Origin of the sequence: Paenibacillus sp. A14 (assembly GCF_036864815.1) — a bacterium.
GTDB classification, from domain to species: Bacteria; Bacillota; Bacilli; order Paenibacillales; family Paenibacillaceae; genus Fontibacillus; species Fontibacillus sanfengchensis.
In genome coordinates this window covers 122,309-148,757 of sequence record NZ_JBAGJD010000003.1, presented here as the reverse complement: position 1 = coordinate 148,757, position 26,449 = coordinate 122,309, and the positions used below count along the sequence as shown (strand labels likewise).

The 26,449-nt window shown below is 53.2% G+C and carries 27 protein-coding genes and 1 riboswitch; of the genes, 22 read left to right on the top strand and 5 right to left on the bottom strand.

The window, feature by feature from the left end; translation table 11 throughout:
* The first annotated feature begins 48 nt into the window (after positions 1-48).
* The gene (locus V4U88_RS08635; RefSeq protein WP_334072871.1) at positions 49-417 is read left to right on the top strand and encodes a cupredoxin domain-containing protein; all 369 of its coding nucleotides are present in this window, start codon (positions 49-51) and stop codon (positions 415-417) included.
* Between the two features lie 100 nt (positions 418-517).
* On the opposite strand, the gene V4U88_RS08630 is transcribed toward V4U88_RS08635, so the two are convergent.
* The 4 genes from V4U88_RS08630 to V4U88_RS08615 form a co-directional block, all read right to left on the bottom strand.
* Positions 518-814, bottom strand: coding sequence for a metal-sulfur cluster assembly factor (locus tag V4U88_RS08630; RefSeq protein ID WP_416367202.1), 297 nt, complete (start codon positions 812-814; stop codon positions 518-520).
* An 18-nt stretch (positions 815-832) separates the two neighbouring features.
* Positions 833-2,074 (bottom strand): hypothetical protein, encoded by a 1,242-nt coding sequence (locus tag V4U88_RS08625; protein ID WP_334072869.1) that lies wholly within the window; start codon positions 2,072-2,074, stop codon positions 833-835.
* A gap of 13 nt (positions 2,075-2,087) precedes the next feature.
* A complete protein-coding gene (locus V4U88_RS08620; protein WP_334072868.1) occupies positions 2,088-2,654 on the bottom strand; it encodes a DUF2249 domain-containing protein in 567 nt (188 codons plus the stop codon).
* A gap of 95 nt (positions 2,655-2,749) precedes the next feature.
* A complete protein-coding gene (locus V4U88_RS08615; RefSeq protein WP_334072867.1) occupies positions 2,750-3,733 on the bottom strand; it encodes a multicopper oxidase domain-containing protein in 984 nt (327 codons plus the stop codon).
* A 305-nt stretch (positions 3,734-4,038) separates the two neighbouring features.
* Between V4U88_RS08615 and V4U88_RS08610 the strand changes: the two genes are divergently transcribed.
* The 4 genes from V4U88_RS08610 (at position 4,039) to V4U88_RS08595 (ending at position 8,510) form a co-directional block, all read left to right on the top strand.
* On the top strand, positions 4,039-4,401 hold the full coding sequence (locus V4U88_RS08610; RefSeq protein ID WP_334072866.1) for a helix-turn-helix transcriptional regulator: 363 nt from the start codon (positions 4,039-4,041) through the stop codon (positions 4,399-4,401).
* Positions 4,402-4,484: 83 nt separating this feature from the next.
* A riboswitch (cobalamin riboswitch) is annotated at positions 4,485-4,683 on the top strand.
* A gap of 152 nt (positions 4,684-4,835) precedes the next feature.
* Positions 4,836-7,130 (top strand): 5-methyltetrahydropteroyltriglutamate--homocysteine S-methyltransferase, encoded by a 2,295-nt coding sequence (gene metE, locus V4U88_RS08605; RefSeq protein WP_334072865.1) that lies wholly within the window; start codon positions 4,836-4,838, stop codon positions 7,128-7,130.
* Positions 7,131-7,240: 110 nt separating this feature from the next.
* On the top strand, positions 7,241-7,867 hold the full coding sequence (locus V4U88_RS08600; RefSeq protein WP_334072864.1) for an FMN-dependent NADH-azoreductase: 627 nt from the start codon (positions 7,241-7,243) through the stop codon (positions 7,865-7,867).
* Between the two features lie 142 nt (positions 7,868-8,009).
* Positions 8,010-8,510: a metal-dependent hydrolase gene (locus tag V4U88_RS08595; protein WP_334072863.1), complete on the top strand. Its 501-nt coding sequence runs from the start codon at positions 8,010-8,012 to the stop codon at positions 8,508-8,510.
* On the opposite strand, the gene V4U88_RS08590 is transcribed toward V4U88_RS08595, so the two are convergent.
* Positions 8,488-9,378 (bottom strand): putative RNA methyltransferase, encoded by an 891-nt coding sequence (locus V4U88_RS08590; protein ID WP_334072862.1) that lies wholly within the window; start codon positions 9,376-9,378, stop codon positions 8,488-8,490. The genes V4U88_RS08595 and V4U88_RS08590 overlap by 23 nt on opposite strands.
* A gap of 374 nt (positions 9,379-9,752) precedes the next feature.
* Here V4U88_RS08590 and V4U88_RS08585 point away from each other — a divergent pair, with 374 nt between their 5' ends.
* The 17 genes from V4U88_RS08585 (at position 9,753) to V4U88_RS08505 (ending at position 26,425) form a co-directional block, all read left to right on the top strand.
* On the top strand, positions 9,753-9,968 hold the full coding sequence (locus V4U88_RS08585; protein ID WP_334072861.1) for a hypothetical protein: 216 nt from the start codon (positions 9,753-9,755) through the stop codon (positions 9,966-9,968).
* A gap of 23 nt (positions 9,969-9,991) precedes the next feature.
* Positions 9,992-10,702 (top strand): hypothetical protein, encoded by a 711-nt coding sequence (locus V4U88_RS08580; protein ID WP_334072860.1) that lies wholly within the window; start codon positions 9,992-9,994, stop codon positions 10,700-10,702.
* Entirely contained in the window at positions 10,699-11,895 is a 1,197-nt protein-coding gene (locus V4U88_RS08575; RefSeq protein WP_334072859.1) for a glutathionylspermidine synthase family protein, read from the top strand. The genes V4U88_RS08580 and V4U88_RS08575 overlap by 4 nt, the downstream gene beginning before the upstream one ends.
* The gene (locus V4U88_RS08570; protein WP_334072858.1) at positions 11,896-12,522 is read left to right on the top strand and encodes a signal peptide protein; all 627 of its coding nucleotides are present in this window, start codon (positions 11,896-11,898) and stop codon (positions 12,520-12,522) included.
* Positions 12,519-12,914 carry a DUF350 domain-containing protein gene (locus V4U88_RS08565; RefSeq protein WP_416367194.1) on the top strand — a complete coding sequence of 132 codons (396 nt, stop codon included), beginning with the start codon at positions 12,519-12,521 and terminating at the stop codon, positions 12,912-12,914. The genes V4U88_RS08570 and V4U88_RS08565 overlap by 4 nt, the downstream gene beginning before the upstream one ends.
* A gap of 66 nt (positions 12,915-12,980) precedes the next feature.
* Positions 12,981-13,970: a potassium channel protein gene (locus V4U88_RS08560; RefSeq protein WP_334072856.1), complete on the top strand. Its 990-nt coding sequence runs from the start codon at positions 12,981-12,983 to the stop codon at positions 13,968-13,970.
* Between the two features lie 155 nt (positions 13,971-14,125).
* The gene (locus tag V4U88_RS08555; protein WP_334072855.1) at positions 14,126-14,845 is read left to right on the top strand and encodes an MgtC/SapB family protein; all 720 of its coding nucleotides are present in this window, start codon (positions 14,126-14,128) and stop codon (positions 14,843-14,845) included.
* A gap of 102 nt (positions 14,846-14,947) precedes the next feature.
* Positions 14,948-16,714, top strand: coding sequence for an ABC transporter ATP-binding protein (locus tag V4U88_RS08550; RefSeq protein ID WP_334072854.1), 1,767 nt, complete (start codon positions 14,948-14,950; stop codon positions 16,712-16,714).
* A gap of 5 nt (positions 16,715-16,719) precedes the next feature.
* On the top strand, positions 16,720-17,397 hold the full coding sequence (locus tag V4U88_RS08545; protein WP_334072853.1) for a response regulator transcription factor: 678 nt from the start codon (positions 16,720-16,722) through the stop codon (positions 17,395-17,397).
* Positions 17,394-18,497 carry a sensor histidine kinase gene (locus V4U88_RS08540; protein WP_334072852.1) on the top strand — a complete coding sequence of 368 codons (1,104 nt, stop codon included), beginning with the start codon at positions 17,394-17,396 and terminating at the stop codon, positions 18,495-18,497. Before V4U88_RS08545 ends, V4U88_RS08540 begins: the two co-directional genes overlap by 4 nt.
* 120 nt (positions 18,498-18,617) lie before the next feature.
* Positions 18,618-19,313 carry a response regulator transcription factor gene (locus tag V4U88_RS08535; protein ID WP_334072851.1) on the top strand — a complete coding sequence of 232 codons (696 nt, stop codon included), beginning with the start codon at positions 18,618-18,620 and terminating at the stop codon, positions 19,311-19,313.
* Between the two features lie 10 nt (positions 19,314-19,323).
* Entirely contained in the window at positions 19,324-20,430 is a 1,107-nt protein-coding gene (locus V4U88_RS08530) for a sensor histidine kinase (protein WP_334072850.1), read from the top strand.
* Positions 20,431-20,664: 234 nt separating this feature from the next.
* Complete coding sequence (locus tag V4U88_RS08525) at positions 20,665-21,597, top strand: D-alanyl-D-alanine carboxypeptidase family protein (RefSeq protein ID WP_334072849.1); 933 nt, start codon at positions 20,665-20,667, stop codon at positions 21,595-21,597.
* Between the two features lie 11 nt (positions 21,598-21,608).
* Positions 21,609-22,100: an RNA polymerase sigma factor gene (locus V4U88_RS08520; protein ID WP_334072848.1), complete on the top strand. Its 492-nt coding sequence runs from the start codon at positions 21,609-21,611 to the stop codon at positions 22,098-22,100.
* A 178-nt stretch (positions 22,101-22,278) separates the two neighbouring features.
* Positions 22,279-23,295, top strand: coding sequence for an NAD-dependent epimerase/dehydratase family protein (locus V4U88_RS08515; RefSeq protein WP_334072847.1), 1,017 nt, complete (start codon positions 22,279-22,281; stop codon positions 23,293-23,295).
* Positions 23,295-24,383: a dihydrodipicolinate synthase family protein gene (locus V4U88_RS08510; RefSeq protein WP_334072846.1), complete on the top strand. Its 1,089-nt coding sequence runs from the start codon at positions 23,295-23,297 to the stop codon at positions 24,381-24,383. Before V4U88_RS08515 ends, V4U88_RS08510 begins: the two co-directional genes overlap by 1 nt.
* Positions 24,380-26,425, top strand: a complete 2,046-nt coding sequence (locus V4U88_RS08505; protein ID WP_334072845.1) for an alginate lyase family protein — start codon at positions 24,380-24,382, stop codon at positions 26,423-26,425. The genes V4U88_RS08510 and V4U88_RS08505 overlap by 4 nt, the downstream gene beginning before the upstream one ends.
* Positions 26,426-26,449: the final 24 nt, after the last annotated feature.

Below are 26,449 nucleotides of genomic sequence, written 5' to 3'. Positions count from 1 at the left end.
TCAATGAGGATCATTAAATCAGCCCAGGCCAGAACCGGGAGGGAATATATGAATAAAATCAAATACGTATTATATATTTGGCTTATCGCGCTAATGGTGTTGCCGGCTTGCGGCAAAATCGGTGATCCGGCGGCGGACGTGAAGGGAAGCGGACCGGTCAAGGAATTTACCGTTCAGGCCCAAAGTAGCGGTTATGACATTCAAGAGATCAAGGTCAAACAAGGGGACACCGTGAAGATCACCCTCAAGAATATGCAAGGCATGCATTCGCTGAAAATCAAAGGCTATAACAAGGAGGTCCGAGGCAACAAAACGATTACGTTTGTGGCGGATCGCGCCGGAACATTTGAGTATGCCTGCAATATTTCCTGCGGAAAGAATCATAAAGAAATGGTCGGTAAATTGATTGTGCAATAATCATTGGCCGCCAATAGTACGGTTTAATAAAAAAGCGCGGGTCGCTAAGGAAGAATCCTTGCAACCCACGCTTTTTGGTTTGCGTCGTTGGTTTGCATCGTTAGAAATGTCCCAGCTCTCTTTTGGCTTGATCGGACATCATAAGGGGAGACCAGCGGGGCTCCCAGACGAGGTCGATTTCGACGTCGGAGATCCCCTGTGCCATCAGGGTTTGTCTGACGCCTTCGATCATGGTGTCGTGCATCGGGCAGCCGGGGGTGGTCAGGGTCATCTGTACGTAAATACGGTCCGGCTCCTCCCGGATATCATAAACCAGGCCAAGGTCCACGATATTGACGCCCAGTTCGGGGTCAACGACGTCGGACAGCCACGCGCGGATTTGATCGATTCGGTTCATCATGAATAACCTCCTTAATTATCGTGAGAAAACGAGCCCGACAAGCGAAATATAACCTATGGAGACGAGCGAGAACAGCATGCCGGCAATCATCACGACCGGCTGGCTTTCCAAAGCCAGGCCCGCCATGACGGCCAGGGTGGTTGCGGCGATGCAAGCCAGTCCAATGCCGGCTTTTCGTTCATCCAGCAGATCGGCCATCACCGGTGTGCCGGGCTTGCCGACCATTTTCCCGTATTTATGCGTCCACCAAAGGAAAGGAACGATTTTTGAAGCATAGCAGAGCACCATAAACGAAACCCAGCCGCTTAAATAGGTCCATCCGATGATCAGTATCGTCTTTTCGGCTAACATTTGTTCGGGCGCAAAGAACAGTTTAATCATCAACGCCAGGGCAAATAGGGCAAAGATTTGATTGCCATGGACGGACCAGGCGATGCCGACCCCCGGGCTGCGCTTATGTCTTTTACTGCGAATTTGCCAAAGATGGACGTTATAGATCAACAATGCGGCTACGACCAGCGGCAGCGAAATGCGGGCCACCAGAGAATCGGCTCCCGTCAAAAATAGAACGGTACCGGACAGAACGCCCGCATTCCAAACCGTGAAGGTGATGTATTGAAGCCGGGTTTTGTAATCATGCGACAGGTAAAACATCGGCAGCAATTTATAGCTGAACCCGGTAATCAATGATCCGAACCAGCCCAGCGTTCCCAGCCAAATATGGGCGTGAAACAGGTTCTCGTGAGCGTCTCCCAACCAGCCTGTGCCGAAATCGATTCCCATGAGCATGCCGGTCAGTCCGGTGAGCAGCAGATAAAATACTGCACAAGCGGTGCTGAGCGTGATGGAGTTCCACTTGCCGGCCCTAAGCAGCGTAACTGCCAGATTTACGGAAAACATCAGGATTCCGGTAAAGGCCAGGGTGGCAAAGCCGGCGATCCATAAAATATCGCCCTGAATAAAACCGAACAGCAGTCCGAACAAACCTACCGTAAAGAACAGAAAGTGCAGGTAACCCAGACGTTCGCTAAAAACGATCGATTGCAGAATGACATGGATCAGCTGGTATACCGCCCCCATGGCAAGCATGGTGGCCCAACCGAGAACAAAAATATGCGTTTGAAACCATCCGGCCGGTCCGCGTATTCCGTCTCCCAGCCAGCCGGTCAGTGACAAGAGGGACGTAGCATGAAAAAGGATGAACCCGAAGATGGCGGTTGCGATGAAGAGGAAGGGAAGACGGGATACGCTCGACATGGTACTTGCCTCCTTACGCCTTGATGATATACACTTTGGCGGTTCCGTCCGTCTGTTCTTCCACCGTAAAGGTGCAGCCTAATGTGTTCAGTTCCTCGATCAAGAATACGGGCACCCGGTCATTATGAATATGGACCTCGTCCCCCGGGCGGCATTTGCCCAAGGCGGCCAGGGTGCGGACCATCGGTTGCGGCGGCTCCAGGCCGCGATTGTCCAGCTCTATCGTTTTGCGCTTGGCCTGGTCATCCGGCTCATCCGTCGGCAAATCCGCCGGACAGGAGGCTGCGGCTGGCGTCTGCGCCGCTCCGGGCTTCGGCGCATCCAGCCAATCCTTATTTTTTTTGCTGACAAACGTAGTAATCCAGTGATCTTTGTCTTCCTGCTGTTCGGATTTGCCGACAAAGCCTTTCATTTTGAGCAGCCCCAGAAGGGGAGTGGGTTTAAAAGTGGCATGCAGAACGAGAATATCGTCCTGTCCCAGCGTTTTAACGGTATCCATGATGATTTGGAACGGCTCCAGCTTGTTTCGCAGCTGCTCCCTTACATCCAGTTCAACTACTTTAGCTTCATTTCGGTTCATATCAATTCACCTCGATCTCATTATAAAAGTCCGGCAGGATAACCTTGTGATTTCTATCACATTGGTTTTGAATTAAAATCGTTGATTTTTGCGGACTAATGCGCCATGGCGGGTTCGTTCGTATCTTTGCCGTCCGCGGTTACCCGCAAGATCGCGGTTGCGCCTTTGGAGGCATGCTTCAATTGATGGCTTAAAATGGGGTAATCGCCTTCCTCCTCCACGGTAAACTCGACGACCGCCGAGCCGCCCGCGGGAATGAGCACCGTTTGCAGGCCATACATCCCGTTCTTGGGGTGCCCGTTCATATAGACAATATCAAACGTGGCGCCGACGACATGAAACGAGGAAACCTCGTTCGGTCCGGAGTTGGAGACGTACAGTCGGACCCGGTCGCCGACCTTGGCCAGCAGCGGATGATTTTTCAAGGAAAAATCATCTCCGTTGAACACCACATATTCCGGTTCCTCATGCAGAAAAGCCTCTTCGTCATGCTCCCTGTACCATTCGCTTTGGACGAGCGTATATTCCTTATCGATCAGCGAATCCGTCGCATAACCGTTTTTCGGCTCCACGATGATAAGGCCATGCATTCCGTTAGCGACGTGCATCAGAACGGGGCTTGTGCCGCAGTGGTACATAAACACCCCCGGCGTCGCCGCAGTATAGGTGAAGCTGCCCTTTTCATTCGGCATCACATCGATAAATTTCTTGCTGGGAGCCGCATGCACCGCGTGAAAATCCATCGAGTGGGGCATATTGGGGTCCAAATTCGACAAAGTGAACTGCAGCATATCCCCCTCTTTGACCCGGAGGACGGGACCCGGAACAGTGCCGTTGAAGGTCCAGGCGTTATATTCGACGCCTTCGGAAATCTCCACATTCGATACTTGGGCGGTGAGTTCGATATGAACGACCTGACCGTCGCGGCGGACCACCGGCTCGACCGGAGGCTGATCGAGAGTCTTTGCTTCCTGGGCGGGTTCGGCCTCTCGAACGGGCTGAGCGGAACCCGAAAACCAAACGGTCAACAGCACGAGGAGACTGGCCAGGACGAAAAAAGCGGGCTTTAGAAACTTCATGGATCGATTCCTCCTCTTATCCGATAAGTCAAGGGTACAAGGGAATTGAACACTCAATTGTGATATAAATCACATAAGTAAAAATAGTTCATTTGGCTACGACCAAAACCTTAATTATGCAATTTCAATATATGAAAAATTCACAATAGAAAAAGCATTTTGCGCGTACCCAGATCCTCACAATTTTAAGTTAAGACCACCGTATCTTGTTCTTTTACCAATCCAGTAAAACAGGGGAAGATGGTCCGGTTGTACAAATTTTAGACTTCAGTTATATTGATCTATAAGAAACAGGGGGGACGGCTATGGCATTTATGCTTGCGCAGCGGGCTTATCTGAAGCTATTTCTGATCACGAAAGTGGAACAGCGCAGGGGTTACGGCTATCAAATGCTGGAGGAATTGAAAGAAGAGTTCAAGCCGTTCGGCTACGTACCGCCGCAGAGCGAAATCTACCGGGCCCTCCACGAACTGGTGCAGGAAGGGATTCTATACAGGACCAAGCATTTGAAAGGCAATGACCCCAGCGTCGATTTCCAAGAGATCGTGCTGTACCATTTTACCGACGATGGAGCGGAAAAAGCCAAACTCTACAAAAAGCAGGTCAAAGCGGATCTTGACCGCTGCATCGGCATGCTGAACAAAGCGGTAGCGGATAACTTTAATTAATTTTAGTTGAAACTAGTAGATCCCGATAAGATTACTGTTGAATTATCCGGCGACATCCGTTAGTATTGAGTTCATACTTAAAACTGCATAATGTGGGAAGAGGTGCTTCAGCCGCGGCTGAAGCTTAAAAGGGAAGTCCGGTGAAACGCCGGCGCGGTCCCGCCACTGTAACGGAGGAGCCGTCATGCGAGAAATGGCCACTGATGTCGAAAGACACTGGGAAGGCAGCGTGATCGGCGATGACTCCGAAGCCAGGAGACCTGCCTTTTCCGGCAACACTGCTGTACCTACGGGAGATAGGGAGGTGTTAGAGATTCGATCCATCGGACAATTATACGAAGGTCTTCTTTAGCATTGCCTAAAGAGGGCCTTTTTGATTTCTTGCCGCATTTATTGCTATTTTCGAAAGACATATGTTGAGGAGGCTTATAATTATGGGTAAAATATCGAGCGGAAATTTGGGTTTCCCCAGAATCGGCAAACAGCGGGAATGGAAAAAAGCGATCGAAGCGTACTGGAGCGGAAAATTGGAGGAGGCGGAGCTTCACCGCCAGTTAGCCGAAATTCGCAGCGAACATTGGAAATTGCAAAAGGGGAAAGGGATCGATTGGATTCCGGTGGGGGATTTTTCCTACTATGATCAGGTTTTGGATACGGCCGTAATGTTCGGACTTGTGCCCGAACGCTTTGAATACAGCGGCGGACCTGTTCCGCTCGAAACATACTACGCGGTGGCCAGAGGCAGCAAAACCGCTGCTGCCAGCGAAATGACCAAATGGTTTAACACGAACTACCATTACATCGTCCCCGAGCTGGGAAACAGGGAGCCGGAGCTTACGGCGAATCTCCCGCTCCAAGCCTACCGTGAAGCCAAAGAGAAGCTGGGAATCGCCGGCAAGCCGGTCGTTCTCGGATTATATTCTTTTCTGAAGCTGTCCAAAGGCGCGTCCGGAAGTCTTCGGGAATGGAGCCAAAAGCTTTTGCCTTTGTACGTCACCGTTTTGCGCGAACTGGACCAGGAAGGTGCGGCATGGATTCAAGTCGATGAACCGGCGCTCGTTACTTTCGTATCGGATGAGGATTTGGCGCTGCTTCAGGAAATCTATAGTGCGATTTCGGCAGAGCTGCCGCAAGCCGGGATCTTGCTGCAAACGTATTTCGATGCCGTCGAACGGTACGAGGAGATTATTGCACTGCCGGTTCGCGGGATTGGCCTGGATTTCGTGCATGGGCGGGAAGGCAACTTGCAAGCCCTTCGGCAACACGGTTTCCCGGCCGGCAAGACGTTGGCTGCGGGAGTGGTGGACGGCCGCAACATTTGGCGGTCCGATCTGCCCGCGGTCCAGGATTTCATCGGCGAGATTGCGGGGCTGCTGTCTGCGGATTCCGATCTGATTGTCCAGCCTTCCTGCAGCCTGCTGCATGTGCCGGTTTCGGCCCAGGGAGAGGAGGGATTGCCGGAGGTGCTCAAGGATGCCCTGGCCTTCGCGGAAGAGAAGCTGGATGAAGTCGCGGCGTTGCATCAGGCGCTGCAAGGCGAAACCCCGGCCCTGCTGGCGGAAAGCCGTCAGGCCCTGGAACGCTTGAACGCGGACCCGTCGCGCAGCCGCAAAAACGTCCAGGAGGCGGTTCGAAGCATCGCGGAGCAGCCTTCCGAACGGATTAGTCCGTTTGAGGTACGTCGGGGGGAGCAGCAGCGCGTGTGGAACCTGCCGCTTCTTCCGACAACGACGATCGGAAGCTTTCCGCAAACCGCCGAAGTTCGTGCGGCCCGTCAAAAATGGCGCAAAGGCGAATGGACGGCCGAACGGTATGACGAATTCATTCGCGAAGAGATCCGCACCTGGATCGACATCCAGGAGGAAATCGGCCTGGACGTGCTGGTTCACGGCGAATTTGAGCGGACGGATATGGTTGAGTTTTTCGGGGAAAAGCTGCCTGGCTTTGCGTTCACCAAAGGAGGATGGGTCCAATCGTACGGCACCCGCTGCGTGAAGCCTCCGCTCATTTATGGCGACGTGGAATTCGATCGCCCGATGACGGTGAAGGAGACGGCTTTTGCCCAGTCCTTGACGAAGAAACCGGTCAAAGGCATGTTGACGGGTCCGGTGACGGTATTAAATTGGTCGTTTGTCCGCAGCGACTTGCCGCGGGAGACTGTAACCTACCAAATCGCCTTGGCGCTGCGTAAAGAAGTAGAGGCGTTGGAAGAAGCGGGCATAACGATGATTCAGGTTGACGAGCCTGCGCTGCGGGAAGGGTTCCCGCTAAAGCCGGCTGACCGTGAGGCCTATATCGATTGGGCGGTCAAGGCCTTCAAAATCACGACATCCTCGGTCCGTGACACTACGCAAATTCATACGCATATGTGTTATTGCGAGTTCCACGACATGATCGATGCGATTCGGGATCTGGATGCCGACGTGATCTCGATCGAGACGTCACGCAGCCACGGGGAGCTGATCCAGAGCTTCGAGGAGAATACGTATCCGCTCGGCATCGGGCTCGGCGTGTATGATATCCACAGTCCGCGGGTGCCTGCCGAAGAGGAAATGATGGCGATGGTCCGCAGGGCGCTGCAAGTCCTCGATCCGGAGCTGTTCTGGATCAATCCGGACTGCGGACTGAAAACCCGCGGGCGGGAAGAAACCGTCGCCGCTCTAAAAAATATGGTTTCGGCCGCCAAGCGCAGCCGGGAAGCGATCGGTTCGTCCGTTTCCGCCAAATAAATAGGGTTTGGCAAACAACATTTGACATAGTGGATATTCCTTTGTTACTATACTAAATATAGTACGAGAATATTAGTTAGCTAAAATAAACTTTTTGGAGGAAAACCGCTATGTCACATGTTTTGTTTATTAAAGCCAATAACCGCCCGGTCGAGCAATCGGCAACGGTCAAGCTGTATGAAAGCTTCCTGAAAACGTACAGAGAAACTCATCCCGATGATCTGATCACCGAGCTGAATCTGTTCGAAGCCGAGCTCCCTTACTACGATAACGATATGCTGAACGGACTGTTCAAGCTGGGCAAAGGGTTGTCGGTTACGCCGGAAGAGCAAAAAGCGGCCGATCTGGCAAACACATACCTGGATCAGTTTTTGAACGCCGATAAAGTCGTTTTCGCTTTCCCGCTGTGGAACTTTACGATTCCGGCGCAACTACTGACCTACCTGTTCTATTTGAATCAAGCGGGCAAAACGTTTAAATACACGGAGCAAGGGCCGGTTGGCCTGATTGGCGACAAGAAGGTTGCCCTGCTGCAGGCGCGCGGCGGCGTTTATTCCGAAGGTCCGGCGGCGGCCGCCGAAATGTCGATGAAGTACATGCTGACCACGCTGGGCTTCTGGGGCATTCAAAACCCGGAAACCGTGATTGTGGAAGGGCATAATCAATTCCCGGATCGCGCGGAGTCCATTATTCAGGACGGCGTGAAACGTGCGGCTGATCTGGCTGCCAAATTCTAATTTCTATACATTGAAAAGGCCTGTCCGACCGAGATTTTGATCTCGGCGGATAGGCCTTTTTTAAATTTGGACGAGACAATGCGATCATATGTTTGGTATAATCCGTTTTACAATCATGGATAAGCTTGGAGGAACTTGTTGTATGCTGCAAAAAACCCATAGTCTTGCCGGTCTGCTCGCCGCCGAAGGTGTGCTGGTCTATTATCATCAGCCGCTGTTGAGCTGGGAGAGCGCGGCGGCGCTGACGATCGGCTGTCTTGCCGGACCGCTGGCCGATATCGACAAGAAAGGATCGACGATGGCCAAGCTGCTGCTGCCTTTGTCCTGGATTCTTCAATTGACGAAGATCAAACACAGGACGCTGACGCACTCGCTTCTGTTCATTTTGGCGCTGGGCAGCCTTTTGTCCGCTTTGCCTGCGTTATTTTTCTGGACTCTTATTCTTGCTTATGCTTCCCACACTTTGATCGACATGTTCAATGACCAGGGCGTGGCGCTATTATGGCCTTGGCACCGGAAATTTCGGCTTGTGCCCAAATTCCTGGCGATTGAGACGGGATCTTTCGCCGAAGGCGTATTCCGTTTGCTGCTCGGAGCGGCGGTTCTGATCTACCCGATTCTCAGCTACGCTTCCGTCCTATGAGCAGGATGAAATCGACGGTTACCATGAGCTGAGCCAGATGGGCGGCTATTCGGCGAGCTTCGGAATCCGCGCCCCAGGACAACGGGGTCATGGCGATCAGGTGTCCAAGCAGAGGTTGTTGAACCTCCCGTTGATACGTCAAACGGGGGGAGTCCTCCAGCCGGAAGCCGTGTTGCATGCGTTGCCGGGTTTCCGCCGCTACGCCGGTTTCCTTGCGGCTGCCCGGATGGAGAAGTTCCCTGAGCTCCCGAAGATAGTCGGGGCCGGGAATCACTTTAACCAGCAGGCCGTCCTTGGACAGAATCCGATGAAATTCCCCATAATTGGAAGGGGAGAGGATGTTGAGGATTCCGTCGAAGCTGTGGTCGGAGAGCGGGCTTTTTGTTAAATCGGCCACGAACCAGGAAAGCCGGCTATGCCGCTTGGCGGCAAGCGCGATGCCTTCTTTGGAGATGTCCAGTCCGACTCCGTCAACCTGGCGGCTGCTAAAGGCGGTAATCCGCTCGGCGATGGCAGCCAAATGCGAGCCTTCCCCGCAGCCGGCGTCGAGAAGCGGTAGGCTCCGGCGTTCGGACGGCAGGGCCCCGAGGAGTTTTGCCGAGATACGCTCGGTTAACGGAGCAAACCATCCGCTGCGGCAAACCTCGGTCCGCGATGTGAACAAGGCGGTTCCGTATTTGCTTTCTATAGGTTTGTGCAAAAAGTTCACATAACCTTGTTTGGATATATCAAAGGTATGCCTTTGTTGACAGATCATACTTTTTCCGCCGGCGACTTGAAGCGGCCCCTGACAGAACGGGCAGCGGAAAAGCGAAACTTGGCGGGAGAGCCGTCTGGCGGCTAACTCCAGTTTATTCGATGGACTCATGTATACACCTCATTCATTCATTTATCCCAATGAAAAAGGCATAGACAAACAAACCAGGCATCAATTTACAAAAATACCCAGTTGTTCGACCATGCCTTCATTAACGATAACGAATGAATTGAATAATCATGACAGAGCCCCTTGTCTTCATCATATGGAGGAAATTAACCTCCTCAAAAATTATATCACGGACCTGAGAAATAATCTCCTTGGCAAGCCCTCCCAATTTGACTATGATGAAAAAGGGCTTTCGCCCATTAGCGCGCGATGTAAGTTTTGGGGATCGTGTCAGGTCCTGAAACCATCCGGCATGATTTTCGTAACATAACATAGTTTAACGAAAGGAATTTAACGAAAGGAAAGGGGAACTGTGTATGGAAAACAACATGAGTGTCAAAATGTTCGAGAAAATGGCTGACGGCCAGATTCAGCAAATCGACGAGCGAGTTTGGACTCCGGTTATGATTACCGCCTTGGAGCATGCGAATTATATCGTGGTTGGCGGCAGGGAGTTTGAAGCCGTCGAGGGACGGCTGAATGTCGATGAAGGAAAACTGGAACTTTTGCTGGTTCCGATCCGAAACGAGTAGGCTTTTGAAAGGAGGAATTCGTTTTGGCAGAAGACAAAAAAAAGACAGGGGAAACCGGCGAATCGAAGCTTTTTGCGCCGGACGGCAAACCGCTGCGCGTCTTATCGACATCGCTTGGGATCGCGCTTTTGGCCAATGCGTTTCTCGCTCCAGCGGGTACCGCTGAGGCAACCGGAACGGGGAGCGGCGCTGAACCGAAGCTCGTGGCCTGGTCGACCGAGGAAGTCAAAGCGTACTTTGACAAGAATGTCGACTGGAATCTTCCGATTCCGTTCGAGAAGGAGGAAGAGCAGCAGACGCAGGCGGGCACAGGCGATAACGGTTCCGGCGGAACAACGATCGTAAACAATTATGGAGGATATGGAACCGGGTTCGGCTGGGACGATATGCTCCTTTATCACCTGCTGTTTAACAGCGGGTCCAATTACTCGTCAAGCGGTTGGCACAAGAAACATGGAGGCTATTACGCGGGAACTTCGACACCTTACAAACCGCGCACTTATTCCAGCGGGACCTTCCAGAACAAGCCCGTAGCCGGTTCGGTGGTCCCTCCGAAAACGTCGACCTCGACGAAGGGATCGATCGTACGGCGTTCGACCTCTTCGAGCCCGGGTGGAATCGGCGGCAAATCCAGCGGCCTCGGCTCATCTTCCAGTTCGAAATCAAGCAGTAGCAGCTCCATATCGGGATCCTCCAGCAGATCAAGCTCCGGCAAAGGATTTTTTGGCGGATGACCGACAGGGTGTTTGAAGTAGCGGGCGTGCCGGATCCCGATCGGGCCGGACGGGTGAAACAGCTTTACGAGCTTGGCTTTACCTGGGCGGATTTGGAGGACGAAGCTTACTGGATCGACCAGATCGTATGGATGAAGCAATCCGCTTATGATGAACTGCTGCATGCCTCCCGCATGCTCTGGATGATCCTTGATAAAACGGTCAGATATGTGCACCGCAGACCGGATCTTTACGAGCTCCTGGGCATCCCGCCTTTGTTGTGGGAGATGCTTGACGGAGAGCTCCTTGCGGAACCCGGATTAATCAGCAGGTATGCTAGATTCGATTTTGCCGTGTCCCAGGATGGCAGTATCCGGCTGTTGGAGCTGAATGCGGATACGCCGACCGGCTATGTGGAGGCTTCAATTGCCACGCCTTGGGTGCTGGAACAGGCCGGTCACTCCTCTCCGAACGCGGGAATGAAAGACCAGGTAGCGGCGGCATGGGCCGTGGAGCAACCGGAAAGCGCGGCGTGCGTCGACTATGGCAGCCACCTGGAGGACTCCGGAACGATCGAGGCCTTGGTTCGGCACAGCGGAAGAACGATGACTTGTGAGGATTGTCTGGAATTATGGTTTGATAACTGCTACCTAAAGAATAAGGACGGGAAAGTAATAAACCGTCTGTTCGCTTTATATCCCAAAGAATGGATGGCGGTGGACGACGCCGGGGAAGCGATGGCCTATGCGATCGAATCGGGCCGGTTGACCTTGTTTAACCCGCCGCACAGCTTGCTGCTCCAATCCAAGGGCTTGCTTGCCGCGGTCTGGGGGCTCTACGAGCTGGGGCTGCTCTTTGACGAAGCCGAGCGCAAAGCCATCGAGGCTTATATGCTGCCAACATACAACAAGCCGGTATTCTCCGGAAACTTCGTATCCAAATCGATGTTTGGGCGCGAGGGCGGTTCCGTACGTATGTTTGACGAAGGCGGGCATTTGGAGATTGAGGACGAAGAAGGGTTTGACAGCAGCGTGCTGTTTCCTTCGGTCTATCAGAAGCGGACGGAGCTCGCCAGGATTGAGACAGCGGTAGGAGAATTGCATTTGTTGACCGGCATGTTTGTAATTAATGGCACTCCTTGCGGTTTGCTTGGCCGTGCAGGCGGTCCTATTACGGGTAATGCCAGTCATTTTATTGCGATAGGAGTGAAATAAATGAGAATCAAGCGTTTGCTGGGATGGGTCCTGGCCGGATGTATGTCCCTGGTTCTGCTCAGCGCCTGCGGAGCGCAATCCAGCGTCTTCCATACGGATTCGGGTGCCGATGCCGCTTTGACTGAGGCCCGTGTCCCTTGGGATTATCGGATTCAGGAAGGGACTGTCGGAGATCTGGTGGGCAGCGATATGACAATACTCCCCGACAACGAGCTGCTGCCGAACGACAATAACTACGGAACAGGGGATAAAGTCTGGATTCTGCAGTTTATGGATGCCGAACTGACAACGGATGAGAATCAGAAGAATGAAGTCCGTTTGTCCGCCTGGAATACGATCAAGTCCTATCCGGATAAGGCGGCCGCCGATAAAGATCTTGCGGAGCTCAAAGTATCCGTCACGACGGACGTGAAACTGGTCGGTGTGTACAAGACCGAGTACAAGGGCAAAACCAGAAATTTTGCCGTCCTGGAGCTGCCTACGGGCAACCGGATCAAACAGCCGATCGACGACGCCAGATATAAAGCTTTGGAAAAAGCAAAAACAGCATCGGTAATTCTGGAGGAAGTTCACGATTTTGCCGATTACGATTCGGCTTTTGCGAAATTTAGGGGGTGGGCAAAGTGACGACGATTATTGTTAATATTCTCGTAAGCGTGGTTGTGATCATCGGGCTGCAATTGCTCGGCATGCTGATTTTCAGCTGGATGACACCATATAAAGATATGGAAGAGTTGAAGAAGGGGAATAAAGCGGCCGCACTGGCGATGGGCGGAAAATTCATGGGTACGGCGATCATTTTGGGAGTCGCCGCTTATACGAACACCTCCATTTGGTTCATGATCATGTGGTTTGCCGTAGGATACGTTTGTCTGATTGCGGCCTATTGGATCTTCGAACTGGCTACGCCGGGATTCAAGATATCCGATCACTTGCAGCAAGGTAATGTGGCTGTAGGAATTTTGCTCTGCCTGGTGTTTGTCGGAACCGCGTTTGCGGTCAGCAGCCTCATTATCTGACGGAAGCATCCGGGGAGGGGGCAGGACGTGCACTTTTTTCTTCGAATAACTACGAAACTGATGCGCATGCCCAAGACATCTCTCGGGATGGTAATTCTGGGCTTTGTTCTAATTAGCGCTACCGTAGCCTTTCTGCTGGAGCCGGGAACATTCGGAACATGGTTCAATGCGATATATTGGGTCTTAACGACCATGGCTACGGTGGGGTACGGGGATTATTTTGCGGAAACCGTTCCCGGGAAGGTATTTACGATCTTTTTGTATATCTTCGGAATCGGACTGCTCAGTCTGGTGATCGGAAAGATTATCGATTCGCTGGGCGCGGTTCAGCGGCAGAGAGGAGCCGGCACTTTGAGCTTTCGGGGCAATCATCATATCATTCTGATTAATTGGAACAAAAAGGCGCAATCGGCGGTAGAGGAAATCATGAGTTACTCGCCAAACGCCCATATCGTCATCATAGATGAAAGCAGTCGACACCCTTTGGAGCATCTGCATCATGTTCATTTTATCAGCGGAGACCCGTCGTCCGACGAGGTTCTGGGTAAGGCGAATCTGGCGGAAGCCAGGGCGGCGATTATTTTTGCGGATTCGAGAATTGAGGAAGCATCGTTGATTGACGGGAAGTCCTTGCTGGTCGCGTCCAGCATTGAGCGCATTGCCCCTCATGTACATACCACCGTAGAAATCACCCAAGAGAAACATATTCAAAATTTCAGGCATGTTCAGATCAACGAATTCGTCTTGTCGCATGATGCGATTTCCCGTTTGGCGGTGAGGTCGGCCCTTCAAGAAGGCAATCCGGAGGTGATCAGGCAATTGCTCAGCCGCCAGCATGGCGCCGATATTTATGAAGTCCCCGGGAACGAGAAATGGAAGACGTACAGGGATGCTTTCCTGGACTTGCTGGGCCAGGGAGCGACCTTACTGGCGGACCGCAATGATTTGGCTATCAACCGTAAACTGGATCAGCCGATTCCTCCCGAAGCGAGGCTATATATCGTTTCGGATGAACCGACTTACCGCCGGATTTCGGGTACTCAGCGCAAGTCATAAATAATAGTGTGCTCTTCACCCCCGGCAAAAAGCCGGGGGTATTTTGCTGAAATTTATGAAGCAAATTGGGTAAAAGTAGAGGGAGCCAAATGAATTTGCACCTAAATACCGAATACAATTATACTCACTCTATATGCTTAAGGAGATGTACTACTATGGAACAAGTCGACTACGAAATGATTTTTAAACTCTGTATGGCCCTATTGTTCGGCCTGTTTATCGGGATTGACCGCCAGCTTAAACAAAAGCCGCTGGGGATCAAAACATGCATGGTCATTTGTATCGCGAGCTGCCTCGTTACGATCGTCTCAATCGAAGCCTTTGAAAAATTCGCCGGGCCGGATCATCCCAATATGGACCCGATGCGTCTCGCTGCCCAGGTCGTCAGCGGGATCGGTTTTTTGGGTGCCGGCGCCATTCTCCGCCGAAGTAACGAGGGCATTTCGGGGCTGACCTCGGCCGCCATGATCTGGGCGGCTTCCGGGATCGGGATCGCTATCGGCACAGGGTTTTATTTGGAAGCGGCTCTAGCCGTCGTCTTATTGATGCTGTCCGTCAATTTCATCCCTTCCGTGATCAAGTGGATCGGCCCCTATAAGCTGAATCAGCGGGACGTTTCGATTAAAGTCATCATGGAAGACCATGGCGATGTGGCGGAACTGATCCGGATAATCGGGGGGAAGGATCAGGAGGCGGAAACCAAACGGAAACGGAACCAGCACCGGATTCGCCGCCTTAAAATCAAAGATCTTGAGGAAGGACGCCAGCGCGTGGATATGGTCATCACCGCCTCCGAGAAAGAATACACCACCGAACTGTACCGCTTTATCCGGCATATCGATCATGTCGTCAGCGTTGAAGTGGAAAATCTTTAGGTCTTTCGGAGCCTTCAGTTTATTTAAAGTTTAAAAAGCGTTGCTATTCTTTTTCCTGAGCTTGAGGCTGGCGAAAGCTCCGAACAGGAAAGGGGAAGAAGCATGCAAACAGGAGAAATTAAAAAAGGATCTTTTTATCGTTTAATGCGCGAAACCAAGCCTTCGGTCGGCTTGATGATCTTGGCTATTTTTTTGAGTGTCGTCTCGACGCTGGTAGGTCTGGTCATTCCGATGTTTACGAAAAACTTGGTGGACGGTTTTTCGCTCACCGACTTGGACAGAAATCAAATCCTGGCGCTGGTTGGCGCGTTTGCCGCTCAGACGGTCGCATCGGGTGCGGGGATCTTCCTGCTGAACTATATCGGCCAAAAGATGGTGGCTTCGTTGCGGGACCGGCTGTGGAAAAAGCTGCTTCGCTTGCCGGTAGCTTTTTTTGACAACAACCGGACAGGCGAATCGGTCAGCCGAATGACGAATGATACCGGAGTGATCAAATCGCTGATTTCGGAGCATGTCGCCGGCTTTTTTAGCGGAATTATTTCCGTGATCGGGTCGATCGCCGTACTGCTGTACTTGAACTGGAAGATGACGCTGATTATGTTTATCGTGATCCCGCTGGCGGCGCTGGTACTGTACCCGCTGGGCCGGAAAATGTACAAGATTTCACTCGGCATGCAGGATGAGACCGCTACGTTTACCGCCACCTTAAGCCAGGTAATTTCGGAAATTCGCCTCGTGAAATCGTCCAACGCGGAAGAAAGGGAATACGACACCGGCAGGAAAGGGATTTTAAACCTGCTGAAATTCGGTGTTCAGGAAGGGCTGGTCATGGCCTGGATCAGTCCGCTTATTTCGGTAGTTCTGATGATGCTTCTCGTGGTAGTCATCGGGTACGGCGGGATGCAGGTTTCTTCCGGGGCGCTGACGGCGGGAGAACTGGTGGCGTTTATTCTCTATCTCATTCAAATCGTCATGCCAATGACGCAGCTGTCGACCTTTTTCACGCAATTGCAAAAGGCGAAAGGGGCCACCGAGCGGATTATGGAGACGCTGGATTCCGATGAAGAGGCGTTCCACACGGGCAAAGAAGTGACCGCTACCCATCTTCCGGTCCAGATTGACCGTCTTTCGTTTGGATATAAGCCGGATGAGCCGGTGTTGAAGGAGGTCAGCTTCCGGATGGATCCGGGTACCGTTACCGCGGTCGTAGGGCCGAGCGGCAGCGGGAAAACGACGCTGTTCTCCATGCTCGAGCGCTTCTATCTCCCGCAGACGGGAGAGATCCGGCTGGGAGATGAGCCGATTGACGCCTTTTCGATCAAATCTTGGCGCGGGGTGATCGGGTACGTGTCTCAGGACAGCCCGATGATCGCGGGAACGATTCGGGAAAACCTCTGTTACGGGGTGGAGCGGCAAGTCAGCGACGACGAGCTGGTGAAGGCGGCCAAAATGGCGTACGCCGACGGATTTATCGCCGAGCTGCCGCAGGGCTATGATACGGATGTCGGCGAGCGGGGCGTTAAGCTGTCCGGCGGACAACGGCAACGAATCGCGATCGCCCGCGCGCTGCTCCGGGATCCGAAAATTCTGATGCTGGACGAGGCGACCTCCAGCCTGGACAGCCGTTCGGAGCACGTGGTCCAGCAGGCTCTTAACAATTTGATGGCGGGCAGAACGACCATCGTGATTGCGCACAGACTTTCCACGGTGGTGGGAGCGAATCAGATTATTTTTATAGACAAAGGAAGAGTAACCGGCCGCGGCAAGCATGAAGAACTGCTGCAAAACCATGAGATGTACCGGGAATTTGCCGCTCAGCAGTTGCAAATCGCCGAAGAGCATGGAGATGAACATGAAACCGGGGAATGAGGCATATGGCTAAAATTCTAATCGTGGACGATGACCCGCATATTCGCGAGCTAGTGCGGGTCTTTCTGGAAGAAGCGGGGATGAAAACGGAGGAGGCCGTCGACGGTATGGACGCTTTAAGGAGGCTGGAACAGAGCAAATCCGATCTGGCCATCCTGGACGTCATGATGCCGAATATGGACGGCTGGGAACTCTGCCGTGAACTGCGCCGTCTATATGAGATGCCCGTCCTGATGCTGACGGCCAAAGGAGAAACGCGCCAGATTGTCAAGGGCTTCGATCTGGGGGCCGATGATTATCTGGTCAAACCTTTTCAGCCGGCGGAATTGGTGGTAAGGGTCCGGGCGCTGCTGAAAAGGTACCAGATTATCGCGTCACAGACGGTGGGGATCGGCAATCTCCGCATGAACCGGCGGACATTCGAAGCGGGAACCGCCGATGAGACGTATCATCTGCCGTTGAAAGAGTTCGAGCTCTTGTTCCGGCTCGGCAGCAATTCGGGAAGAACGCTGACAAGGGAGCAACTGATCGAGGAAATTTGGGGATATGACTACGAGGGAAACGAGCGGACGCTGGATGTTCACATTAACCGGCTCCGCGAGAAGTTTCCCGAGGAAAAACACGGATTTCGCATTCGGACGGTGCGCGGCCTCGGCTACCGGCTGGAGGTGAGCGGAGGTTGAATCCCCGGGTGCGCCATGCGCTGAAGCTTGCATGGAAAGTGATCAGCAACACGCTGCAGTTGATCGGGATCACGGTCTGTCTGGCCGTTTGCTGGACGGGAGCCACTTATATCAGTAAATTTTTTTATAGGTATGCGGGCAGCCCTTCGGCCTATTTTGTACAGCTGATTGACGTTATTTTGGGCGTCACGCTCTTCATCGTTTTCTTGTCCATCCTGGCCATGTATTTCCGCCATAAGGAGCTGGCCCTGCTGGCTGCGATTATCGATGCGATGCGGCGGATTTCCAAGGGGGACTTTTCGGTCAAGCTCGAGTTTCCGACCAGGCAGTCGGAATTTCAGAAAATCGTGGAAAGTATTAATGAAATGGCCGGTGAGCTGAACCGGATGGAGACGATGCGTCAGGATTTTATCTCCAATGTATCCCATGAAATACAGTCGCCTCTGACTTCGATTCAAGGCTTTACTGCGGCTTTGAGGAATTCCGCTCTGACCGCGGACAAAAAGGATCATTACCTCGATATCATCGAGCGGGAGAGCCGCCGGTTATCGCAGATGAGTGAGAACCTCCTGAAACTGTCCTCTCTGGAGAGCGACCGTTCCGATTTTGAAACGACCCGCTTCAGGATGGACCGCCAATGGCGAACCGTCGTGCTGGCCAGCGAGCCGCAGTGGTTGGCCAAGGAGCTCCAGGTCGATCTGGAGCTGGAGGCTGTCGAGGTCGAAGGAGTTGAGGATTTGCTGGGCCAGGTATGGGTGAACCTGCTGCATAACAGCATCAAATTTACTCCGGACGGGGGAAGGATCAGCATTTCCCTCGCCAGGGCAAACGACGGTGCCGCCGAGATTATCGTTTCGGACACGGGGATCGGGATTTGCGAAAAAGATCTGCCGCATTTGTTCGAACGTTTTTATAAGGCCGACCGCTCCCGGAACCGCAGCGACGGAGGCAGCGGCTTGGGCTTGTCGATCGTCAAGCGGATTGTCGATATTCACTCGGGAGACGTTAGCGTAAGATCGGTTCCGGGGCAGGGGACGAGCTTTATGGTTACAATTCCTTGTACTTGGGCAGACGACCCCAGGATCGCAAAAAAAGGTTAAAGGCATGATCGTCATCACTTCGTAATCCTTTTTTAACCTTTTAGTTGGTTTTTAAGCCTAAACGCCATGATATGATGTATAAGGTGAGACTAGCTTGCGTTAAAAAAGGATGAGATTCCAATGAGCAAACAGATATTGATTGTCGATGACGATGAGAAAATCGCGAAGTTGATTGAAATTTATATGCTGAACGAAGGTTATGCCGTGCACGGGGCGGATAATGGGCTGTTGGCCCTGGAGATGATGGAGAAGGAAGCGATCGATCTGGTCATTCTGGATGTCATGATGCCCGGGCTTGACGGCATATCGGTCTGCCTGAAAATTCGGGAGACTCGAACAACCCCGATTTTGATGCTGAGCGCGAAGGATGGGGATATGGATAAAATCACCGGTCTGATGACCGGGGCGGACGATTATATGGTCAAACCATTTAATCCGCTGGAATTGGTCGCCAGAGTAAAATCCTTGCTGCGGCGGTCCTCCTACTCGGCCCAACCTCAACAGGCTCCGCAGGATCACTTGATCAAGCTGGGATCCCTTCAAATCGACAAGGAGACGCATACGGCAACGGTCGACGGCCGGCCGGTGAAGCTGACACCGATCGAATTCGGTATTTTGTTCTTGTTGGCCAGCCATCCCGGAAGGGTCTTCGGGTCGGAGGAAATCTTTGAGCTGATCTGGAAGGACAAATATTTCGAAAGCAGCAATTCGGTCACCGTACATATCAGCCGACTTCGGGACAAGCTGGAGAAGGAAATGGACGGGGAGAAGCCGATCCGTACGGTATGGGGGGTAGGCTATAAAATTGAAAGCTAGTCTCCGCTTTTTGGCTTGGTTGTGCTGGACGATCGTGGCTTCGCTTGCGTCTTTGCTGGTGCTGGTTCTTTTGGCGCGGGCGTTTTACTTGTTCTATCCGACTGTCACTTTCTACACATTTATCTATTGGATAAATCGCAATATCGGATTTCCCGATGCCTATTACCTGACCGGCGTACCGCTGATGCTGTTGTTTTCTCTATACTTCTATCGGCGTTCCGTGCGGCGACATGAGCAAAAATATCTTAAACTGCTGATCGAGGAAGTCCATAAGATCGAGGAGGGTTCCGCTTCCAAGATCCCTGTGGAGAACGTCGGACAGCTGGGGCAGCTGGCCACGGACATCAACCGGATGCTTGAGCGGCTTCGCACCTCCATGGAGGAAGAGCGGAGGGCCGAGCAGACCAAAAATGATCTCATCACGAATGTATCCCATGATTTGCGGACGCCGCTGACCTCGATTACCGGTTATTTGGGCTTGATCGAACAGGACCGCTACCGGGACGAGGTGGAACTCCGCTATTATGTCAATATGGCGTATGAGGAATCGCTGCGGTTGAAGCAGCTGCTTCAGGATTTGTTCGAGTATACCCGGATGCAGAACAAGGAAATGAAACTTCACAAGAGTCGGATTAATCTCGCGGAGATGCTGTACCAAATTTCCGCCCATTTCGGGTGGCAGCTGCAGGAGGGTGGCATGGAATGCCGGCTATTCTTCAAGGACCAGCAAGGGCTGTCCGTCATCGGAGACGGTGACAAGCTGCGGCGGGTCTACGAAAATCTCATGACCAACGCGATTCGCTACGGCAGTGAAGGCCGGCTTCTGGACATTCGCGGATGGGTCGAAGACGACGAAGTCATCACACAGATCATCAATTACGGCGAGCGTATTCCGGAGTCGGACTTGCCGCATTTGTTCGAACGTTTTTACCGCGTGGAGAAATCGCGGGCCGTTAATACCGGAGGCTCCGGGATCGGCCTGGCCATTGCGAAACATATCGTTGATTTGCACGGCGGTGTCATTTCCGCCGATAGCGATGAGGACCGAACCGTATTCACGGTCCGGTTAAAGCAAGAGGATGCCGAGGCAAAGGTCAATCATCGAAATCGAACATAAAGGCTGGATCAAGGATAACCTTGAATCCGGCTTTTTTTATATTAGAAGAGAATAGCGCTCCGGCAGATTATAAGATTATAGGCGGTGCTCTACCCGAACATAAGTTTGTTTATTAAGAAAATTTCATTGAAATCTTAAGATAATCTTAAGGTTTTCTTATCCGTGGCGAAAGTTATGAACTTCATAATAAAGAGGTACTCACGGAAAAAGAGCAATCTGAAGGAGCTGTCGGTTTTGAAGAAGACAAAATGGGTCATCGGATTGCTTGTGTTGGCATTGATCTTGATAGCGGCGGAGAAACGGCCGCTGGAACAGATACGGGAAAAAGGGGCGGTCCTGGTTGCCTTGGTGGAGGAAGAAATCCGCAGCCTCCGTCATTCGGACATCCCCGGGCTGGAGGGCCAGGCCGTGCTGGTTATGGACCGGAACACAGGTGAAGTTATATACAGTGAGCAGGGGAAGAAAAAAATGTACCCGGCAAGTACAACGAAAATATTAACAGCCGTCATTTTACTCGAAAATAGCCGTCCGGACGCGTCGGTTACGGTCGGAAATGAGGTGCTTCGGCGCGCCGCGGACGAAAGCTCGGCGGGACTCGTTCCCGGAGAAACGCTGACGGTGAAGGAACTTGCGGCGGCGATGCTGCTGCCTTCGGGAAACGATGCGGCCAGAACGGCGGCCGCTTATGTGGCGCGGCTGAAATCCGGAAAAGATCTGGAGCCGGAGGAAGCAAACGCTGTTTTTGCGGAACTGATGAATGAACGGGCCAAAGCGATAGGGGCTAAAAGGAGTCATTTCGTCAACCCGCATGGTCTGCATGATCCGAATCATTACACCACGGCCAATGATATGGCGTTAATAGCGCGGGAAGCGATGGATAACGCCGATTTTCGGGCGATCGTGTCGGAAAGCCAGTACGACGCGACATCCGACGAACGGCATGTCCGGCACTTTGAAAACCGCAATAAGTTGTTGGACCGCGGCGGGGATTGGTATTTCCAAGGCGCCAACGGCATCAAAACCGGGTACACCGAAAAGGCCGGGTACTGCTTCGTCGGCTCGGCGGTTCAAGACGGCAAGGAACTGATTACGGTAGTACTGAATTCCAGCGAACAAGGCGTATGGTCCGACACAGTCAAGCTGCTGGAGTACGGCTTCACATTTTGAGGAGGTTCATCATGAAGAAATCATCCATGGATATGATCTATCGTGAATATAAGAATGACGTTTACCGGTATTTGTTTTATTTGTGCCGGGATCATCACAACGCCGAGGATCTGATGCAGGAGACGTTTTGCAGAGCCTGCGGGAAGCTAAGCGACTTTGAAGGCAAGAAGACGAAAGCCTGGCTGCTGCGGGTAGCCCGTAATGCTTACATCGACCGGCTGCGGAAAGAAAGCCGCACTTCCTCTTACGAGAACGAGTTCTTCTACAATGTGGCGAGCGAGGATACACCCGAGGAGTGCCTGCTTTCCGTGGAGAGCCGTGAGGAACTGTTGAAAATGCTGTCCCTGCTCCCTCCCAATCAGCAGCATGCCGTGTTGTTGTACGACGTCCACGGGTTTACATATCAGGAGTCGGCCGACCTGATGGGGGTGGCGCTTTCCCATTTTAAAATTTTGCTGTACCGGGCCAGACAAAGATTGCGGAAGGAAAAACAAACGGCATAATTCCCTTTATGAACCGGGCCGGGAGAGAAATCTCCCGGTCTTTTTGGCATGCTCGTACACTTTTGGAAACGCTTTTAAGGACGTTTTAAAGTCGTTGTCTTTTAATCGGACGCCGCCTACCATGGGAACTGTAAAACCATAGCCGTAACAGCATTCAACGATCTAATGAGGTGATGGGATGAAAACGGTAATCGAACTGGAAGACGTACTTAGCACGCCCTCCGAGCGATTGATCGGGGATTTGGCGGGACTGGACGGGGACATTCTTGTTCTGGGCGTCGGGGGAAAAATGGGGCCCAGCCTGGCAAAACTGGCGAAACGGGGGATGAAGGCCGCCGGGAAATCGGGCAGGGTCATCGGCGTATCGCGGTTTTCCTCGGGCGGATTGCAGCAGGAGCTCGAAGCCGAAGGCATCGAGACCATTGCGGCCGACCTGTTGTCGGAAGAAGCGCTGAATCAGCTACCGGACGTGCGGAACGTCATTTACATGGCCGGCAATAAATTCGGCACCACCGGAAGGGAGTATTTCACCTGGGCGATGAATGCCTATTTGCCGGGACGCGTCGCCGAAAAATTCAAGGATTCGCGAATTGTGGCTTTTTCCTCCGGCAATATTTATCCGTTCACCCCATTGTCGCGGGGAGGCGCCACGGAATCAACGCCGCCTTCGCCGGTCGGCGAGTATGCGCAGTCCTGCCTTGGACGGGAACGGGTCTTCGAATATTTTTCCCGGAAAAACGGAACCCCGCTACTGAACTTCCGGCTAAATTACGCCATCGACCTGCGTTATGGCATTCTGCTGGAGGTAGCCACCGCGGTGAAGGAGGGGCGGCCGATCGATTTGAACATGGGGTTGGTCAATGTCATCTGGCAGGGCGATGCGAACGAGATGGCGATCCGGTCCCTGCTGCTTTGCGATTCGCCGCCGGTCACGCTGAACGTGACGGGGCCGGAAACGGTGTCGATCCGCTGGCTGGCCGAACGGTTCGGCGAAATGTTGGGGACCCGGCCGGTATTGGCCGGCGAAGAAGGTCCGACGGCTCTGCTCAACAACGCCTCCTTCGGCCATCGGCTGCTCGGCTATCCTCGGGTGACGCTCCGGCAGATGATGGAGTGGACGGCCGGTTGGGTGGAGTCGGACGGGGAGACGTTGGGAAAACCGACGCATTTCCAGGAAAGGGAGGGGGCGTTCTGATGAATGAGGTCAAGGAACTAAGCCGGGAAGCCCGCGATCTGCTGATGAGCGGCACCGTCATTCCCGCGCATCCGCTGGCGCTCGACGCTTCGCGCCAGCTGGATGAGATAAGGCAGCGGGCCTTGACGAAGTATTATCTCGCCTCCGGGGCCGGCGGGATCGCGGTGGGTGTCCATACGACCCAGTTCGAAATTCGCGAGCCGGAGATCGGCTTATATGAACCGGTGCTGCGGCTTGCCGCGGAGGAGGTGCAGGCGGCAAACCTGGATCGGCCCTTTCTGAAGATTGCCGGTATTTGCGGCCCGACGAAGCAGGCGCTCTCCGAAGCGGAGCTGGCGGCCTCGCTCGGGTACGATCTCGGTTTGGTGAGCATGGGCGGTTTGGACGGTTGGAGCGAAGAACAACTGTTGGAACGGATTCAAGCGATCACGGAAGTTATACCGGTGTTCGGATTTTACTTGCAGCCTGCGGTCGGGGGGCGGCTGCTGTCTTTTTCCTTCTGGCGCAGCCTGGCGGACCTTCCGGGTGTCGCGGCGATCAAAATCGCCCCGTTTAACCGCTATCAGACCGTGGATGTAGTACGGGCGGTTTGCGAATCGGAGCGGCGGGACGAAATCGCCTTGTACACGGGCAATGACGATAACATCGTAGCCGATTTGTTGACGAAATTCTCCTTTCGCGTCGACGGCGTAACGGTGGAGAAAGAAATCGCCGGCGGGCTCCTCGGCCATTGGGCGGTTTGGACCTCCAAGGCGGTCGAACTGCTGAAGGAAATCAAGGAGCTTCGGAGTCGGGGCGAGGGCGCCGGGATTCCGCCCGGGCTGCTGACGCGCGGCCAGGAGATTACGGACGTTAATGCGGCGCTGTTCGATCCGTGGCATCAATTTCGCGGCAGCATTGCGGGCATCCATGAAGTTTTGCGGCGCCAAGGCTTGTTGGAAGGCCGCTGGTGCCTGAATCCGCAGGAGGTGCTATCGCCAGGTCAGTTGGAGGAAATCGACCGGGTATATGCGGCATACCCCCATCTGAACGATGATGCGTTTGTCCGCCGTCGTCTCGGGGAGTGGCTGGAGGGAGTGAAGCGATGAGATTGTCCGAAACACGATCCCGCCGCTTTTTTTGGGAGCCGCAGGATCGCGGGTTTATCGTGGCGACGGTAACGAGGGATTGGCCGGACGAAGTGAAGGAAGTTTTGCATCGCGCCGACCAGGCTTGTGAACGCACTTTTATTTTTACGCATCGCTGGGATATGGAGCGCTGTGAAACGGAGGTTTCGTTTCCGGACGGCATCGATTGGACTTACCGGTACCGGGGGGACATCGAATGGATGGTTATGCTGAACCGGGCCCGGTATATGAGCGAATTGGGGCAGGCCTACTGGCTGACGGGGGACGAGAAGTACGTTCAAGGCTTCATTGCGTTAATGAAAGATTGGTTGAAACAGAATCCGCTCACGGAAGAGGAGGTCCGGGCCAGCGCGGACAGGGCCTACAATGTGAAGGACACGTGGCGCAAGCTGGACAGCGGGATCCGGATCGCCAACTGGCTGAAGGGATATCACTGCGTCAAAATATCGGCACTATGGCGGGACGAAGAAGAAACGTTGTTCCGGGAAGCCGTCAAGCTTCACGGCATGTATTTAAATATCGCCTATACCCCGCATGACACGCAGAGCAATTGGGGATTCCTCGAAACGAACGGGTTGTTCCAAATCGCACTGCTGTACCCGGAATTCGAAGCCTCGAGAGCCTGGCTGGACACCGCGGTGAAGCGGCTTACCGAAATGTGCCGGGTTCAGGTGTTTGAGGACGGCATGCACAACGAGCAATGCACCATGTACCATCATGAAGTTCTGCACTGCCTTTTCGAACCGGTTTTGCTCGCCGAGCTGAATGAGTGCGAGCTGCCTGCCGAACTGAAGCGGACGCTTCAGCGCATGTACACGGCATCCTTGGCGCTGGTTCAGCCGGATGGCCGTCAGCCGATGCTCGGGGACAGCGACGGGACCGATATCCGCGATGTACTGAGCCGTGGGGCAGTATTGTTCGGGCGGGGCGATTTAAAGAAAATGGGGTATGGCACGCTCGATTATGAAGGGATTTGGTTTTTCGGCGTAACGGGTTACGAGCGCTATGCACGCCTTCAGGCGGCGAATCCGGCGTTCGACTCTCTGGAACTTCCGCAAAGCGGCTATGCCGTGATGCGGACCGGCTGGACCCCGGAGGCCGGCTACATGCTGTTTGATGCCGGACATATGGACGCTATCCGGGCACATGGTCATGATGATTTGCTTCATATCAGTCTGTTTGCGGGCGGCCGGGAATTTTTGACCGATCCCGGGCGGTTCACCTATATGGAGAACGAATTCAGGCGTTACTTTAAAGAATCTTTGCAGCACAACACCGTCTCCGTCGACGGAGAGACGATCTCCACCTATCTCGATTCCTGGAAGTGGGCCAATGTGGCTAATCCGCTGGACCGCGGGTGGTTGGCGACGGATCATTTCGATTACGCTCAAGGCTGCCATGACGGCTATTTCAAGCTCGGCGATCCGGTACAGGTCAGGCGTCAAATTTTGTTTGTCAAACCCGACTACTGGATTGTCGTTGATACTTGCAGATCACGGGGAGAGCATTTTTATGCGCTGCCTTTTCATTTTGCCGAAGATCTTGAGGTCCGGCTGGGAGCGGATGGGAGCGTGACGGCGGAAGCGAACGACAGCGAATCCCTATTGCGGATTATCCCGGTCATGCCAACCGATGTGAAAATCGAATCCGCCTGGGTATCCCGCCATTACAATCGGAAAGTGCCTTCCGTCAAAGCGGTGTTTACGCAAAAAGGGTACGGCCTTACCCGATTCGTATCGATCCTGTATCCGCAAAAACGTCGGGAGGAGCAGGCACCGCAGATCGAAGCGATCGAGGTGCTTGACAGCTATGGCCATCCGGTCCCTTCCGACAAAGTTACGGCGATTTTCGTCCGGCGGGGGGAGAAGCGCGATTATGTGGTTTTTTCCCACCAAGGGGTGTGCGGATACCGGTTTGCCGGCAGCCATCTCACCGGAGAAGTGCTGTTTGTCAAGCAAGACGGCGAGAAAGGAAAGGCCCAGTCATACGTTGTCAAAGTCTAGAATAAGGTCTTATTAAGGACATTG